This window comes from Paenibacillus herberti, assembly GCF_002233675.1.
GTDB lineage: Bacteria > Bacillota > Bacilli > Paenibacillales > Paenibacillaceae > Paenibacillus_O > Paenibacillus_O herberti.
Genome location: NZ_NMUQ01000001.1, coordinates 2,221,357 through 2,236,269, shown reverse-complemented (window position 1 = coordinate 2,236,269; position 14,913 = coordinate 2,221,357). Strand labels below are relative to the sequence as shown.

Genomic DNA, 14,913 nt, shown 5'->3' with positions numbered 1-14,913 from the left:
GAATGGCGATTTCAAGAAGTGAAATTATGTCGCGGCTACACGCTCAAATCAATGAGGGCAAAGCTCTCATCGGAACAGGAGCAGGGACAGGGCTGTCGGCAAAATGTGCAGAGGCCGGCGAGGCCGATATGATTATTATTTATAACTCAGGCAGATACCGCATGGCGGGTCGTGGTTCTTTGGCGGGATTGATGCCTTATGGCGATGCCAATGCAATTGTCGTGGAGATGGGCGGAGAAGTGCTGACCATCGTGAAGGATACACCGGTGCTTGCCGGCGTCTGCGGGACCGATCCGTTCCGGTTGATGGACGTTTATTTGAAACAGCTCAAGGACATGGGCTTCTCCGGCGTGCAGAACTTCCCGACCGTTGGCTTGATCGACGGCATGTTCCGCCAGAACCTGGAGGAGACTGGCATGGGCTATGATCTTGAGGTGGAGATGATTCGCAAAGCGCATGAGCTTGATCTGTTCACTACGCCTTATGTGTTCAATGAGGAGGATGCGATCAAGATGGCAGAAGCTGGAGCCGATGTTCTTGTGGCTCATGTGGGATTGACGACGAAAGGCGCAATTGGAGCCAAAACAGCGCTGACTCTCGATGAATCCGTGGATTTGGTGCAGCGCATCCATGATGCAGGCAAATCGGTCAATCCCGACATCCTGGTTATCTGTCACGGCGGCCCAATATCCGAGCCAGAAGATGCAGCTTATGTGCTGGAGCGTACAACCGGAGTTGTAGGATTTTTTGGAGCCTCCAGCATCGAGCGCCTGCCTACTGAAATTGCCATTACTGGGCAGGTGGAGAAATTTAAGCAGCTGAATACGAAATAGTTGGAGCGAGTTATAGATACGGGGGCGACTTCCTTGGCTTCGGTCTTGGCATGATGGGATTGACCGAAGCGATAGGAGGTCGTCACCCCGAGCTCAAAATGAATCATTTTGGGTTTGGCGTCGTCACGGGTTCAGCTTTTGATTTAAAATCATCGTCAATTTCAATTGAATTTTTAATTTCACCCATCATGTAATTCGCAAAGTCTGTTAATTTTTCAATTTTTAATTCAGTGTTATTTGCAATTCCAATATACTCATTAAGACAGAATTGGACATTCCGATGATAGTCAGAGTAGTGAAACTCAAATGGAGTCGGGTAAACAAAGTTTTTTAGGTAACATTCGAGAATAATGCTTAACTCAATCCCACGTTCGTTGGGCATGCTTTCATGGAATTTCAGAAGTTTCTTAATAATGCGCTTCGTAGTTTCAGCAGATAGCTTTTCTTGGGCGACAACCAATAGATCTATATCACTTTTATTGGGGTTAAAACATCCCATTGCCAAAGAACCATGTAAATGAACACCGACCAAATTGCGGCCCATTTCCTCTTTGAATAAATTCACAGCTCTATCTAAATAATACTGCGTCTCCAACTTATCCCTACCCCTAACTGAATCCATTTACTGCTTTATTTCAAAAATATATTTTGCTGGCGGTAGGGGATCCAGTGTTAGTTTATCGCCAAATTAAGCTAATAACTGTACCTTCTCCCGGTGTTGTCTCAACAGAGATTTGTCCCCCCATAGCTTCGATTAATCCCTTGGATATAGCCATGCCAAGACCGGAGCCATTGGAAGTAGACACCGTATCCGTGCCCCGATAGTAACGCTCAAATAGTCGGTTTAATGTTAGTTCATCCATACCACCGCCATCGTCGGCGAACTGGATCGTGATTCCGCTGCTCCCTTCGCGGGCCAACACCGAGACGGTCAAAACAGTTTCGGGCGGGTTATGAAGCAGCGAATTGGCTGTTAAATTGTTAACTATGCGCTCCAGCCACGGAGTGTATAACTTCGTTATAACATCGATGGGGGCAGCATGAAATACGATTCGATTGTTGCCGTAAACGGGATCAGCAGCAGCCTGCTGAAGGGCTTCATGCAACCAAGCATTCAGCTCAATCTCCATCGTCTCAGGAGGGAGAATCCCTGTCTTCAGCCGATAAGTCATCGCAAGATCACTGATCAGCATGTCCATATGGGCTGATTTATCCAGCATTTTCGTTGAGAACTTATGAACTTCTTCCTGCGACCAAGCATAAGCAGGTTCCGCCAGCAAATGGGCATAACCCGTTATTGAGGAAAGCGGTGTTTTTAGGTCATGGGTGACGCCTGCAATCCATTCCTCTCGCAAGCTTTCTGTCTGCTCTCGCATCGTTTGATCTCTCTGCAAGGCAGCAGACAGCTTTTCAATCGATACCATCACGTCGGAGAAAACACGGTACCTTCGCCTCCATTTGCCGGTTGGAGTTCGGCTTCGATGCAGCCCATTGCGGTCTACAGGCTCTTTATAAACGGCCTTCCCAATGGAATCGAGCCACACGAGCATATGGAGCATTGGTGCTCCAAAGCGATGAGCTTGCCATAGTGAAAGCAGCATGAACAACACCAGTACCACGGCAATCATAACCGCGGAGCCAACAATGACCACCTGAGTCTCCTCTGGAATGAGCGTTGCTTTGCTCGAATTTCCTCCTCCGGGGATTGGCTCTCCAATTAGCCAGGTACGCCCGGTCTGTTCATCATACGAAGAGACAATATGATAACCATACTGTTGAGCGTACATCGTGCGCAGCGCAAGCTCTTGAACGGTATACTTCGATGGGACCGCATTGGGTTTGTTATAGGAGGCAAGCTCGACTCCTTCTGAATTTATCAGTTGAACAAAGGCTTTGGCCACTTTGGTTTTCCCTGCTATCGAATCAGGAAGTTTTAACTTGCCTTCTGCAGTGGGGATGGTGGCTTTGCTAATTTCATTTAACAGAGGTTCTAACTGGTTTGGAACCCCATACACCAGTGTGAACAGCCGACCATCCTTCTCTTGAATCCATAGAGCGAGATGGTAGGGAAACGGTTTTGTTCCTGTCCAGTAGGCGACCAGTTCACCAGTTCCATATCGCATCGGAACATCTGCAGGTGTATGATAGGCGCTCTCGACTACTCCATTTTCATCTAGGCTTTGCAGCCAGCCTTTATTCTTTTTCACTTGTTCCAGCAAGCTGGGAGCAAAGCGGATGCCATCCTTGCCAAGCTGGGAAGATTGTACAAGCTGTGGGAGTCCTGCACTCGTAAAATCACGCGCGATGTTAATCTCATTGAACCTTTTGAACATCCAACTGACAGTAACTGCCGCAATTATCAGTACGACTAAACCTGCTACTGCTAGCTGCAAGATGAATTTTAGTGTTAACCGTTGTTTGAAATTCATGGAACGAGCTGCTCCGCTCGAATAAGCTTGTAGCCGAGACCTCTGACGTTAACGATAAACTTTGGGTTGGATGGATCTACTTCAATGCGCTCTCTTATGCGGTGAATATGTACCATGACCGTATTATCATCGCTGAAAGCTTCTTCGCCCCAAACCTTCGCATATAGCTCGTTTTTACTGAATAGCCGATTTGGGTTTTGGCAAAAAAAATGCAACAGCTGGAACACAAGCGCCGGACAGGACACAGCTTGCTCTTCTACTAGCAATTCTCCAGCAGTTTCATCCAGTTTGAAGCGGCCGTAATCAAAAACTTTCCCTGGTTTATGGAGGGGTGCTATCGGGAACATGCCACTGCTAAGCTGACCGCTCGAACTCAAGTAGCGCCGCAGCTGCGCTCTAATACGAGCAACCACCTCCATCGGATTAAAAGGTTTGGTCATATAATCATCCCCGCCAATAGCAAAGCCGATCAGCTTGTCAAAGTCCGACGTTCGTGCGCTTAAAAACAGAACTGGCGCGTCCGTCGTTTGCCGAATAAAAGGACATATCTCGATTCCGCTGCGCCTAGGCAGCATCACATCCAGTACGATCAAATCATATTTTTTGAGTGCGCAGGCATCAAGAGCCGCTTCACCCGTTTGAGCTGTATCAATCGATGTAAAACCTTCCTTATGTAGAACCGTCTGCAAGAGCTCCAGCAGGGAATACTCATCATCAACAAGTAAGATTGAGGCTTGATTCATTTGGTGCTGACTCTCCTTTCAATAATTGCTTTTTTTATCATAACATGATTTATTTTTACTAGGGTTCAAAGCAACCTTAACAGAGGCTTAATTCGCTTCCCTATACTCGCTTGAATCGTTAAGACAGCGTTATTGCTGCGTTTAAGTAGAAAAAAGCATCACCTGTTACAGTTGTACGACAGGGGGATGATGAAGTTGAAAAATCGTATTTATGGATTGGCTGCACCTGCAAAAACAGTCTTAGTTGCGGGATCGCTGGCCTTGCTGCTGGCAGCATGTGGCGGGGGAGACAAGGGTGATAATTTAAATACGGGGGCGAAGCAAACGATGAGTCCGTCTAAGGAAACGAGCCAGCCACTTAAACCGGATGAGCTGCCAAAGGCCTTGCTGGATGGCAAGTATAAGGGAATGTATGCTCGTTTTAGCCAACCTTTGAAGAATGAAGTTAGCGAAGCCGATTTAAAAGAAATTGGAGATGAGTTTACGAAGGGGATTCAAACTTTGGAGAAATCCTCTTCTATGCAGCTTAATGGATTCGACCGGCGTTTGTGGCTAAGTGAAGACGGGAAAAAGGGGCTTCTCGGGGTATTTGATCCTGAAGGCGTGATTATGTCAATTCAGGTTCAGCCGCTGACCATTTGGCCTGAAACCGATAAAAAGCTGAGCAAGCAACAATATGCGTGGCCACTCCCGGGGGAATGGTTTGTATTTTGGGGTGGTGAGAATGTACTCGTAAATTATCATTACGAACATGAGGCGCAGCGATACTCTTATGATTTGATCCAGGTTAAGGAGGGGTTCTCCTACAGGGGTGATCCGCTCAAAAATGAAAGCTACTATGCCTTCGGCAAAAATATAATTGCCCCAGGGGACGGTACGATTGTATCGGTTGTGAACGATATTAAGGATAACGAGCCTGTGGGAGTTATGAACCCAAATCAGCCTGCAGGGAATAATGTCGTTATTGACCATGGAGGCGGAGAGTTCAGCCATTTGGCACATTTCAAAAAAGGCTCAGCAACCGTCAAGCCGGGGGATAAGGTCAAAAAAGGCGATGTCATCGGTTTGGTCGGTAATTCAGGCAACTCCAGCGAGGCTCATCTGCATGTTCAGCTATCTGACGGAGCCGATTTATTTAACTCCCGTTCCATTAATATCAAGTGGAAGGATGGGCTGAAGCCGCTTCAGGGCGATACGATTACTATCGCAGAGTAGAAGGTTGGAACGAAAGAACGATCTAAACCGGAAGAGGGGATTCCGGTAGACCGTTCTTTTTTTTGGTTTATAGGGGTTTATTTTGTTCTGAGAAAATTGTGGAGCTCAACAAATTATGTTGATTGCTATGGTAATAACCCGGCTTTAACATAGGAGATGCGGAACGGGCCTGGCATTGCCGCACCAATGGATGATTTGATGAGAGGAGCCGATCATGAGAGTAAGCTCGCGCCTGAATAAGCATGCACATTATCGCAATCTAGAGAACCTGCAGCTATACTTGATCATGCTTCCTGTTTTACTGCATATTCTAATATTCTCTTATATTCCCATGTACGGAATCATCATTGCTTTCCAGGATTATTTTCCGGGGGCCTCCTTTTTTTCCTTTAATGAAAGCGTTCGCTGGGTTGGGCTAAAGCATTTTATCGATTTTTTTAACGGACCCTATTTCGTTAGGCTGATGAGGAATACATTCATGCTGAGCTTCTATTTTTTTGCCTTTGGATTTTGGGTACCCATTCTATTCGCTCTTCTGCTGAACGAGCTGAAGAGTGGATTGTTCAAAAAGTATGTCCAAACAGCAAGTTATCTGCCGCATTTTATTTCCAGTGTTGTTGTCGCCGGCATGGTGCTGTCATTCATTAATATGGACGGCCTCGTGAACGAAGCGGTGAAGCTATTCGGCGGGAAACCAATCGCGCTGAATACGGAAGCGGCTTATTTTCCGGCGATCTATACCATTACAAGCATTTGGAAATCATTCGGTTGGAGCAGCATTTTATATTTGGCTGCGATGTCCTCGATCGATCCTCATCTGTATGAAGCGGCCAAAATGGACGGAGCCAATCGGTTCAAACAAATGCTTCATATTACGCTGCCTTCTATCCGTCCCACGATCTTCATCTTGCTCATATTCGCGATTGGCAGCTTGTTATCGGCGAACAGTGAATTCATTCTTTTGATTTACAATCCGATGGTACTTGAAACAGCGGATGTCGTGGGTACCTATCTGTACCGCGATGGCCTGCTTGGCGGTAATTTTAGTGCGGGTACGGCAGTTGGGTTGTTTATAGCTGTCATCAATTTCGCTCTGCTTTACATCGCCAATACTCTGAGCCGAAAATATTCCGATTACGCGTTGTGGTAAGGGGGGATCAGAATGACCGCCATGTTCAGGAGAAATCCGAATAAGATCAAGTCAGGTTCTGTTGCAGTTGATGTGCTTCTTTATGTCATCGCGCTCTTTATTTGCTTAATCACACTTTATCCATTCTATTATGTCGTAATTATGTCCGTCAGCTCGCCATTAGAAGTGGCGGCAATGAACGTTTATTGGTTTCCGAAAGGTTTTATTCTGGATTCTTATGAATTGATCATCAGGGACTCTAGAATGTGGTGGGCGTATTCCAATACGATCATCTACGTCGCCGCCGGGACGTTATTGAACTGTATTACCGCTGTATTGGGCGCCTACCCGCTAACCGTACGGACTCTCAAGGGACGCAAATGGATCATTGCATTTCTGCTGATCCCTATGTATTTCGGAGGAGGGCTGATCCCGTCCTTTCTGCTTGTGAACAAGCTTGGGCTTTACAACACGATGTTCGCCATTATCATTCCTGGGATGGTCGGCATCTGGAATATCATCCTTGTCCGAACTTATTTTACAACGATCCCGGAGGCACTGAAGGAATCTGCCTTTATCGATGGGGCATCCCACTTACAGTTGCTGTTCAAAATCATCCTGCCTATTTCGAAGCCGATCATTGCTGTCATCGCCATTTACACCATTGTCGGCATTTGGAACAGCTGGTTTGAGGCACTTGTTTATTTGCCGAATGAAAAGCTTCATCCGTTGCAGATGTATTTATATCGTGTTGTCGTCCAGCAAACGGTTGATTTAAAGCTATTGTCCCTTGAGGAAACCCGCAATGCGGTAGCTACGATGCTGTCTAACATCCAATTGAAATATTCGATTATCGTGTTCACGACGCTGCCCGTTATTTTCACCTATCCTTTCTTTCAAAAATATTTCATGAAGGGAGCACTGCTTGGTTCATTAAAAGAATAGATCCGAAAAAATAGAACATAAACAAGGGAGGAATTACCAGTGGTAAAGTGGAAAAATTCAATCACCTGCACTGTTGTCTTGACGTTGGCGATTGCCGCCGTAAGTGGATGCAGCAACGGAGATACGCCGAAAAATAGCGAGGAACCAACCGCAACAGGAGGGAGCAAAGAGGGGAGTAAGCTTCGGTTGCTCGGTCCAACTAAAGGGAATAAGATTATCAAATTTGAGGACAGGGAGCAGTATCCGGTTTGGAAGGAACTTGATAAGCTGTTCGACACTGCCGGCTTGGAATTGGAATATGAGAGGGTGCCCACTGAGCAGTATGACGTTGTGATCAAAACAAGAATGGCATCCGGGAGCAGTCTTCCCGACATCGTGAACTTATCCGCTCTGGACGATACGACGGTCCTTAACTTGGCGAAGCAGGGTGTTCTGCTCGACTTGAAACCGCTAATCGAGAAATACAGCAATGGAAACATCAAAAAGATGTATGATCAAGATTTTCCTTTTGCCGAAAAAACGACGACTTCACCTGATGGAAAATTGTATTGGTTCAGTGATCTGCACAAAAAAACATACCAACAGAATAAACCGGCACCTGTCGGCCTAACGATGCTCATCCGCAAAGATTGGCTTGAAAAGCTGAAAATCCCGGTTCCTGCAACTGCGGATGAATACCGGAAAGCCTTGAAAGCGTTCCAAGATCAAGACGCCAACGGCAACGGGCAGAAGGACGAGGTTCTAGTTTACAACCCCGGCAATTTTGCCGGCTCGATCGCACAATGGTTCGGGCTTGGCTCGGGAGTAACCGCTGTTGATGTGGAGAACAAAAAGGTCGTTTCACCGTGGTACCAGGACGGTATTAAGGACTACTTCCGCTATATGCAGCAGCTAGTGAAAGAAGGGATCATCGATACAAGTTTAATTAGCGGGAGAAATGAGCTCGTTCAGCAAAAAATAGCCGACAACAAGGTCGCATCTTTAAGTGATTATAATTTGGAAATGTGGCTGGAACCGACAATTATAGGCGGGGGCGAATATCTTCCGCTCATGCCGCTTAAAGCGGTTGACGGCATTACTCCGGCAGCTCAGTTGGAAGATCCCTACCTAGTCTGGTCGAAGTATGGGATTACGAAGGATGCGAAGGATGTAGAGGCAGCGATCAAATTTTTCGATGTCATTTATTCCGAAAAATACGCGGATCTTCTCTATTGGGGTATCGAAGGTCAAACCTATACGTTTGATGGTGGGGCAAAAGTTTTTATTGATAATGGAACCGATGAGGATAAAGAAAAATCCAAGCTGGTTTCGGGGGGCGCGATATACGGCGATGGCATCTTCCCACGTGTGCAATTTGCCAACTTAGAGTCTGAGCTGACCAATGTGCCAAAACATAAAGCGGATCATCAGTTAGCGATTATGGAGTATAAGCCATACTACGTCAATATGAATCATAAATATTTGGCAATCCCGAATGATGAACAGCTGGAAGCAAAAACGAAAATCATGAATAATTTGAGTACCTATTCGCTGGAGCTTGCAACGAAGCTGGCGCTCGGCCAGAAATCATTGGATGATTGGGATCAGTATATCGCTGAGCTGAAGAAGCTTGGGCTGGATCAGCTGATCGAAATTGAGCAGCAATTGCATGACCGATATAATCAGATCCAATAACTGGATATCTTATCTCCAGGCAGCATTAGATAGAGCGAAGGAGGGGCGGCCATTGGGCAGTAAACACTTCGCCAGCAGTACGTTTCGTAAAACATTTATGTCTTATACGGCCATATTAATCATTCCCATTATCGTGTTCAGTGTTTTGAATATGCATAGAAATATTTTGGAGGAGCAGCGGAAAACAAATGAAAAACATGTTTCCGACTCTAAGAGAATCGCGGATGTTGTAGACAGCAAATTAACTCAATTGAAAAGCTTAAGCAACATGCTGAGTGAGCAATCATGGGTTCAAAAGCTGATGCAGAATACGGATGTATACGATCAGGAATTTGACTTGGTTAAGCTGATCGAGATTCGCAAGGATTTAACGAATGCAGTTAATAGTTTAGGTATTCTTCCCTTTGGAGCGGTCGTTTTTCCGCAAAAAAAGCTCGTTATTTCCTCATGGGGCAAGTTTGCAGAGGACGAATTTTTTACATCCGTAGCCTCATTTGATGAAGCTACACGAGAGCAACTTAATGATTCCTTTCCGAATTATGAATATTTCAATATTTTACAGCCGACTGCAATTACGCTTGGAGCAGAAAAAAGGCGGGTTATTCCGGTTTTGCAAAGTTTGGAAGTCGTAAATAACCCGCGTGCCTCGTTGCTTCTATTTGTTGATATCGTTTATTTGACCGATTACATGGAACGTTTTGGCGGCGTTGAGCCGAATAAAATTTCAATCAGGGCTAATGATGCTCTCGTTTATCAGCATGATTATATTAAAGTAGGCAGCAATCAAGGATCGACGTATGAAGTACGGGTGCCATCCCAAGTAAGCGATTGGCAGTATACGTTAACCTACCCTGACAAAAATGTAATTGGTATTCAAAATTTATTCAGTTCACTTCTGGCTATTTTAATTTCTGTTGTTATTGGCACTGCCTCAGCTTTCCTGTTATCCATAATTAGTTATCGGCCCCTGCAGGTATTGTTAAATAAACTTTCTGGTGTTGTCCGTAAAGACGATCTCGGCTCTGAATATAAGTTGATTGAGAAGTCCTTCGATCGTCTAATTGACGAAAACCATTCGCTGCAGCAGGCAATAAAGGATTATGAAAGCGCCGCCAAGTCGAATTTGTTGCTTCGCCTTTTGAAAGGTTATTTTACAGAGGACCAGCATAGGAACGGGTTGCAGAAGTTTGGACTTACTTATACGGAAGAGAAGTATTACTGTACGATGTTGGTTAGCTTTCATGCGATGGATGATCCCTCCGATTTGGAGCTGATGCGAAGAGCAGAGATTGTCACGATTATGGTTGCTGAAACTATTATGGATCGACATCAGCTTCATTACGAGCTGTTCGAGGTGACGAATGCGGATAAGGCGATTATCGTATCGTCTTCCGAGCCCCTCGGTGATGAGAGAGTGAAGCAGATCTCGTCCGAAATGGCCGAAAGCATCCAGCGAGCCTGTAATATGCTGCCGGAGGTGCTGACTGGAACGGTTGAAAAAGGGCTGCTCGGCATCAGCAAGTCGTATTATGCCGCTAATGAAAGTTTGCAGGTTAAGCTATTTTCGCGTAGAGGCTTCCGGACTGATGCAGTGGAAGAAACGTATATAAATAACCATTATTATTATCCAACCGACTGGGAGATCCAACTGATTAACAATTTGAAAATCGGGAATCTCGAAACGCTGACACGTATTTTGGACGAAATCCACACAGAGAACCAAAAACGCCAGTTGCCTGAGGCTGGCAGGGTTCAATTGGTTTCGCGGCTGATGGAGACGATGCTGCGCGTTCTGTACGAGCTGAATATTGATGCGGGTATATACGCGAGGCAATTTGAGATCAAAGCAAACTTGGAAAACATCGACTCGATGTGGAGCTATGTATTTGAAGTGGGTACGCTGATCTGCGAAAGGATTCGCTACTCCAACTCATCGTCGGAGATGGAAGCTGGAAGCAAGCTGTTGCTCTATGTGAATCAGCATTATACAAGTGCGGATATGTCGCTCAAAAAACTCGCGGAAATGCTGGAGATGTCTGTACCTAGCGTCTCCAGAATGTTTAAAGAAGTAACGGTATCAACTTCTATGATTATGTATGTCGTCTCCGAATGGAAATGGCTAAAGAGCTGCTTCGAGAGAAAACAGGTATTGAAATCGTTGCACACCGAATAGGTTACGAAAACGTGTACTCCTTTAAACGTGCCTTTGTTCGATACGAAGGTATAAAGCCTGATGAATACGTTCAGGTGCTTGCATAAATTCGCTTTTGGATGTAACACAAAGAGGAGGAACGAAATGGGAGCATTAACGGTAGCTTTTCATGGCGATATTCAAGGATTAGAGCAAGGAATCGGTATTTTGGCGGGGGAAATGGGGTTCCAGTGGGCAGAGGACGGCTTGCCGATAAAGGTTGAAAAAACATCCGGACAGTTGGAAGCTTCTTTGACCGAAGGAAACGGCCTTATCCGATTCCAGGAAAACATCCACTTTTTCCGCGCATTAGGGCTGTTCATAGAAGCGCTAGCGGAAGGGGACTCGTTCCAGCTCATGGAAGAGCCGCAGTTTACGATGAACGGCATTATGATTGATTCGTCCCGGAACGGCGTCATTAAGGTGGAAGAGATCAAACGGATGCTGCGCATCATGGCTGTGATGGGTCTGAACGTGATGATGCTGTATACCGAGGACACGTTTGAGGTGAAATCAAGGCCCTATTTTGGTTACATGAGAGGTCGCTACACACATGATGAGCTAAAGGAATGTGATGATTATGCGGTATTGCTCGGAATTGAGATGATTCCGTGTATGCAGACACTCGCTCATCTTTCGGAAGCGCTTAAGTGGAGCTTTGCCGAGCCGATGAAGGATTCCGCCGATATTCTGCTCGTTGGCAACGAGGAAACATACACATTTATTGAAGAAATGGTTGACGCCATTTCAGCGCCTTTCCGCAGCAAGCGGATCCACATCGGCATGGATGAAGCGATGAGCCTGGGGCTGGGCAACTATTTGTCGATCAACGGTTACCGCAAAAGACATGATATTATGAACGAACATCTTGTTCGGGTTAAGGAGATCGTCTCGAACAAGGGGCTTAAACCGATGCTGTGGAGTGATATGTATTTCCGGCTCGCTTCTCAATTTGGCGGTTACTATGATACGGAGGCCGTCATAACGGAAGATATGATTAAGGATATGCCGAAGGATGCGCAGCTTGTATATTGGGACTACTATCATCAGCATACGGAAGAGTACGAGACGTTTATAAGCAAACATAAGGAATTTGGCTGTGATGTTATTTTTGCAGGGGGCATCTGGACTTGGAGCGGCACGATGGTCAACTATAAAATCAGCTTTAATACGACGAATTCAGGGTTGACCGCTTGCAAACGCCAAGGCATCAAGGAAGTTTTCGCTACGTTATGGGGTGATAACGGGACGGAAACAAATGTATTCTCGGCACTACTCGGCTTGCAATTGTATGCTGAACACGGTTATTCCCGAGAGCTGGATACGGAAAAGCTTTATAAGCGGTTTGCTTTTTGCACAAAGGCCGACGCCGATGCATTTATGGATTTGACCGCCATGGACGTTACACCGGTCAATCCAGAGGAATATAAACACTTGCCGCCAAACCCATCGAAGTTTCTACTGTGGCAGGATATTTTGATCGGTTTGTTCGATCGCCAAGTGGATGGAATGAATCTTGGGCCCCACTATGAGACGCTTGCCAGTAAGTATGCAGGGTATCGGGATCAAAATGAGTCGTGGGCGTTTATTTTCGATATGCCTCATAAGCTAGCGGAAGTGCTGGCGATCAAGGCGGATATCGGCAATCGGATCAAAAAAAGCTATGACAAGGATGATCGTATTAGCTTGCAGCAAATTGTACAGGATGTGCTTCCTGTTCTAGAGGTTAAGGTGAGGGAGCTGAGAAATGCTCATCGCAAACAATGGTTCAGCACTTACAAAGCCTTCGGCTGGGAAGTGATCGATCTAAGATATGGGGGTCTGCTGGCGAGGATCGACTCGGCGATGCAGCGTCTACGGGAGTATCTCGATGGAGAGACTGATACCATTGAGGAATTGGAAGCGGAACGATTGTATTTTGACGGCCCCAAAAGACCCCATGGCTCTGTCCTGGGATGGTCCAACCAGTATCGCCGTATCATATCCGCTAGTCCACAATGAGGATGACATGATACGATGGGGGAAGAATATCGCTCCCAGCATTAGTTTGGGCCTGTCGGTGGAAGAGGTGGACTAAAGTGTATGAGCCAAAAACAAAAGAAAATGACGCCAGCGTCATTGAATTTATTGAACAGGTTGATAGCCTGAAAAAGCGTGAGGATGCATACAAGCTGTTGGAGCTTTTCGAGGAAACGACCGGATATCCCGCTAAAATGTGGGGACCAACTATTATTGGATTCGGCGCCTATCACTATAAATATGCTACAGGGCATGAGGGAGACGCGCCGCTCGTTGGATTCTCGCCGCGAAAAGCGAAAATCAGCCTGTACTTTGCGACAGGCGACACGGAACGTGAAGGGCTGTTGAAGGACTTCGGCAAACATACGTCAGGAAAATCCTGTGTTTATATTAACAAGCTGGACGACATTAATATGGATGTACTGAGTGCGATCATCCGCCAATCGGTAAAGTTCCTCAGGGAAACTTATCCAGAAGGTTGAAAATCGCCGGAAAGACAAAGAGGATCGTTGAGAGACGATCCTCTTTGCTATTTCAGTGAGCGTTTTAAGTGCCAAACCGTTTGCGATACCCGCATTTACGGCATAATTCTTCAACCGCTTCTCTGCGTGAAAAGCCGTCATACAGCTTATTCGCACGTTCACCTTCAATAATCTCGGCAAAAGGTTTCTGATTAATATTGCCCAGATTAATGATGCCTTCACCGTCCAGGCAGCAAGGCACAACAGTGCCATTGGCCAGAATCGCCGCTTGATTGCGCAGCCCATGGCAGAAGCCCTTACCGTCATCCTCCTCGGCGTTCAGATCCGGCCATTCGAATTCATGATCCTGATTTAAATAGACACGATCGGCAATTTTCAGGCCGCTTCCACGTTCAAATTTCTCTTCAATCTGGTAATCGAGATTGAATTCACGCTCCAAAATTTCAAGCACCTGGCGATTTCGATTTTTTTCCTGGTTTGTGGCATTATCGGTATGCAGATTCCATAATCTCAGCGAAAATAAGATATTCGTCGTTTCCAAAGCTTCCTTGATGAATGAAATAATCGTGGTCACATAAGCTTCTTTATTGGTGGAGCCGATATGGCCGTCAAAGCTATGCAACGAGAAATTCATCTGACGCAGCGCAGGTTTATTCAGCAGTTTGGCTTTATTTTTTGTAATTAGCGTGCCGTTAGTCGTGATATTAACTTTAAACCCGCGCTCATGGCTTAGATCCAGCAACTGATCGATTTTGGGATGCAACAGCGGTTCACCTTTGACATGTAAGTAAATATAATCCGTATGTGGTCTCACTTCATCCAGTCTTTTCTTAAAATCATCTACTTTAATAAAGCTAGCTTCCCGCTTGGTTGGCGGACAAAATGTGCAAGCCAAGTTGCATACACTCGTAACTTCTATATAGAATTTTTTGAATTTTTTCATGTATTCAGGCCTCGATTCTGTAAGTGCAGGTACAATAGAGCTCAAGTCAACTACACACCACCTTCGTTACGCTTAGAGGTGGGTGCTTGTAAGTAGTCCTTAGATAGCGACTCCTACGTTCGGCACGCTGACGAGTGCCCTGCTCCGAATATTCAGAGCAGCAACATTGTCGGCTGGAGCAGCGTACTCGCAAGCCTGACAACGGAACCAATCTCTCGTTTTGCGGTTCTCTTTGGCAATGTGCCCGCACTGTGGACATTCTCGGCTTGTGCTGCATGGATCAACGAGAACGACTGGCACGCCTGCAAGC

General features: G+C 45.9%; 14 protein-coding genes. 9 read left to right on the top strand and 5 right to left on the bottom strand.

Features of this window, described 5'->3' with window-relative positions:
* The first annotated feature begins 2 nt into the window (after positions 1-2).
* A complete protein-coding gene (locus CGZ75_RS10285) occupies positions 3-833 on the top strand; it encodes a phosphoenolpyruvate hydrolase family protein (RefSeq protein ID WP_089524076.1) in 831 nt (276 codons plus the stop codon).
* Positions 834-936: 103 nt separating this feature from the next.
* On the opposite strand, the gene CGZ75_RS10280 is transcribed toward CGZ75_RS10285, so the two are convergent.
* From CGZ75_RS10280 to CGZ75_RS10270, 3 genes are all read right to left on the bottom strand, one after another.
* Complete coding sequence (locus tag CGZ75_RS10280; protein ID WP_245850770.1) at positions 937-1,428, bottom strand: nucleotidyltransferase domain-containing protein; 492 nt, start codon at positions 1,426-1,428, stop codon at positions 937-939.
* Between the two features lie 82 nt (positions 1,429-1,510).
* Entirely contained in the window at positions 1,511-3,262 is a 1,752-nt protein-coding gene (locus tag CGZ75_RS10275; RefSeq protein ID WP_089524074.1) for a sensor histidine kinase, read from the bottom strand.
* Positions 3,259-4,005 (bottom strand): response regulator transcription factor, encoded by a 747-nt coding sequence (locus tag CGZ75_RS10270; RefSeq protein ID WP_089524073.1) that lies wholly within the window; start codon positions 4,003-4,005, stop codon positions 3,259-3,261. The genes CGZ75_RS10275 and CGZ75_RS10270 overlap by 4 nt, the downstream gene beginning before the upstream one ends.
* Positions 4,006-4,200: 195 nt before the next feature.
* Here CGZ75_RS10270 and CGZ75_RS10265 point away from each other — a divergent pair, with 195 nt between their 5' ends.
* The 8 genes from CGZ75_RS10265 (at position 4,201) to CGZ75_RS10235 (ending at position 13,660) form a co-directional block, all read left to right on the top strand.
* Positions 4,201-5,220 carry a M23 family metallopeptidase gene (locus tag CGZ75_RS10265; RefSeq protein ID WP_245850769.1) on the top strand — a complete coding sequence of 340 codons (1,020 nt, stop codon included), beginning with the start codon at positions 4,201-4,203 and terminating at the stop codon, positions 5,218-5,220.
* A gap of 214 nt (positions 5,221-5,434) precedes the next feature.
* Positions 5,435-6,370, top strand: a complete 936-nt coding sequence (locus CGZ75_RS10260) for an ABC transporter permease (RefSeq protein WP_089524071.1) — start codon at positions 5,435-5,437, stop codon at positions 6,368-6,370.
* A gap of 12 nt (positions 6,371-6,382) precedes the next feature.
* The gene (locus CGZ75_RS10255; protein ID WP_089524070.1) at positions 6,383-7,294 is read left to right on the top strand and encodes a carbohydrate ABC transporter permease; all 912 of its coding nucleotides are present in this window, start codon (positions 6,383-6,385) and stop codon (positions 7,292-7,294) included.
* Between the two features lie 39 nt (positions 7,295-7,333).
* Positions 7,334-8,968 (top strand): extracellular solute-binding protein, encoded by a 1,635-nt coding sequence (locus tag CGZ75_RS10250; RefSeq protein WP_089524069.1) that lies wholly within the window; start codon positions 7,334-7,336, stop codon positions 8,966-8,968.
* A gap of 52 nt (positions 8,969-9,020) precedes the next feature.
* Positions 9,021-11,141 carry an AraC family transcriptional regulator gene (locus tag CGZ75_RS10245; protein ID WP_245850768.1) on the top strand — a complete coding sequence of 707 codons (2,121 nt, stop codon included), beginning with the start codon at positions 9,021-9,023 and terminating at the stop codon, positions 11,139-11,141.
* Positions 11,078-11,227, top strand: coding sequence for a helix-turn-helix domain-containing protein (locus CGZ75_RS25780; RefSeq protein ID WP_342745659.1), 150 nt, complete (start codon positions 11,078-11,080; stop codon positions 11,225-11,227). Before CGZ75_RS10245 ends, CGZ75_RS25780 begins: the two co-directional genes overlap by 64 nt.
* A gap of 37 nt (positions 11,228-11,264) precedes the next feature.
* On the top strand, positions 11,265-13,160 hold the full coding sequence (locus tag CGZ75_RS10240) for a beta-N-acetylhexosaminidase (RefSeq protein WP_089524068.1): 1,896 nt from the start codon (positions 11,265-11,267) through the stop codon (positions 13,158-13,160).
* A 77-nt stretch (positions 13,161-13,237) separates the two neighbouring features.
* Positions 13,238-13,660 (top strand): DUF1801 domain-containing protein, encoded by a 423-nt coding sequence (locus CGZ75_RS10235; protein WP_089524067.1) that lies wholly within the window; start codon positions 13,238-13,240, stop codon positions 13,658-13,660.
* Between the two features lie 64 nt (positions 13,661-13,724).
* On the opposite strand, the gene CGZ75_RS10230 is transcribed toward CGZ75_RS10235, so the two are convergent.
* Positions 13,725-14,603 carry a radical SAM/SPASM domain-containing protein gene (locus CGZ75_RS10230; RefSeq protein WP_089524066.1) on the bottom strand — a complete coding sequence of 293 codons (879 nt, stop codon included), beginning with the start codon at positions 14,601-14,603 and terminating at the stop codon, positions 13,725-13,727.
* Between the two features lie 99 nt (positions 14,604-14,702).
* The coding region (locus CGZ75_RS10225; RefSeq protein WP_141136747.1) for a zinc ribbon domain-containing protein at positions 14,703-14,913 on the bottom strand (211 nt) is incomplete at its 5' end.

Coding starts and splice junctions, on each gene's coding strand:
- CGZ75_RS10230 (WP_089524066.1), bottom strand. CDS start 14,603: ATGAAAAAATTCAAAAAATTCTATATAGAAGTTACGAGTGTATGCAAC.
- CGZ75_RS10285 (WP_089524076.1), top strand. CDS start 3: ATGGCGATTTCAAGAAGTGAAATTATGTCGCGGCTACACGCTCAAATC.
- CGZ75_RS10255 (WP_089524070.1), top strand. CDS start 6,383: ATGACCGCCATGTTCAGGAGAAATCCGAATAAGATCAAGTCAGGTTCT.
- CGZ75_RS10240 (WP_089524068.1), top strand. CDS start 11,265: ATGGGAGCATTAACGGTAGCTTTTCATGGCGATATTCAAGGATTAGAG.
- CGZ75_RS10275 (WP_089524074.1), bottom strand. CDS start 3,262: ATGAATTTCAAACAACGGTTAACACTAAAATTCATCTTGCAGCTAGCA.
- CGZ75_RS25780 (WP_342745659.1), top strand. CDS start 11,078: ATGGAAATGGCTAAAGAGCTGCTTCGAGAGAAAACAGGTATTGAAATC.
- CGZ75_RS10260 (WP_089524071.1), top strand. CDS start 5,435: ATGAGAGTAAGCTCGCGCCTGAATAAGCATGCACATTATCGCAATCTA.
- CGZ75_RS10270 (WP_089524073.1), bottom strand. CDS start 4,005: ATGAATCAAGCCTCAATCTTACTTGTTGATGATGAGTATTCCCTGCTG.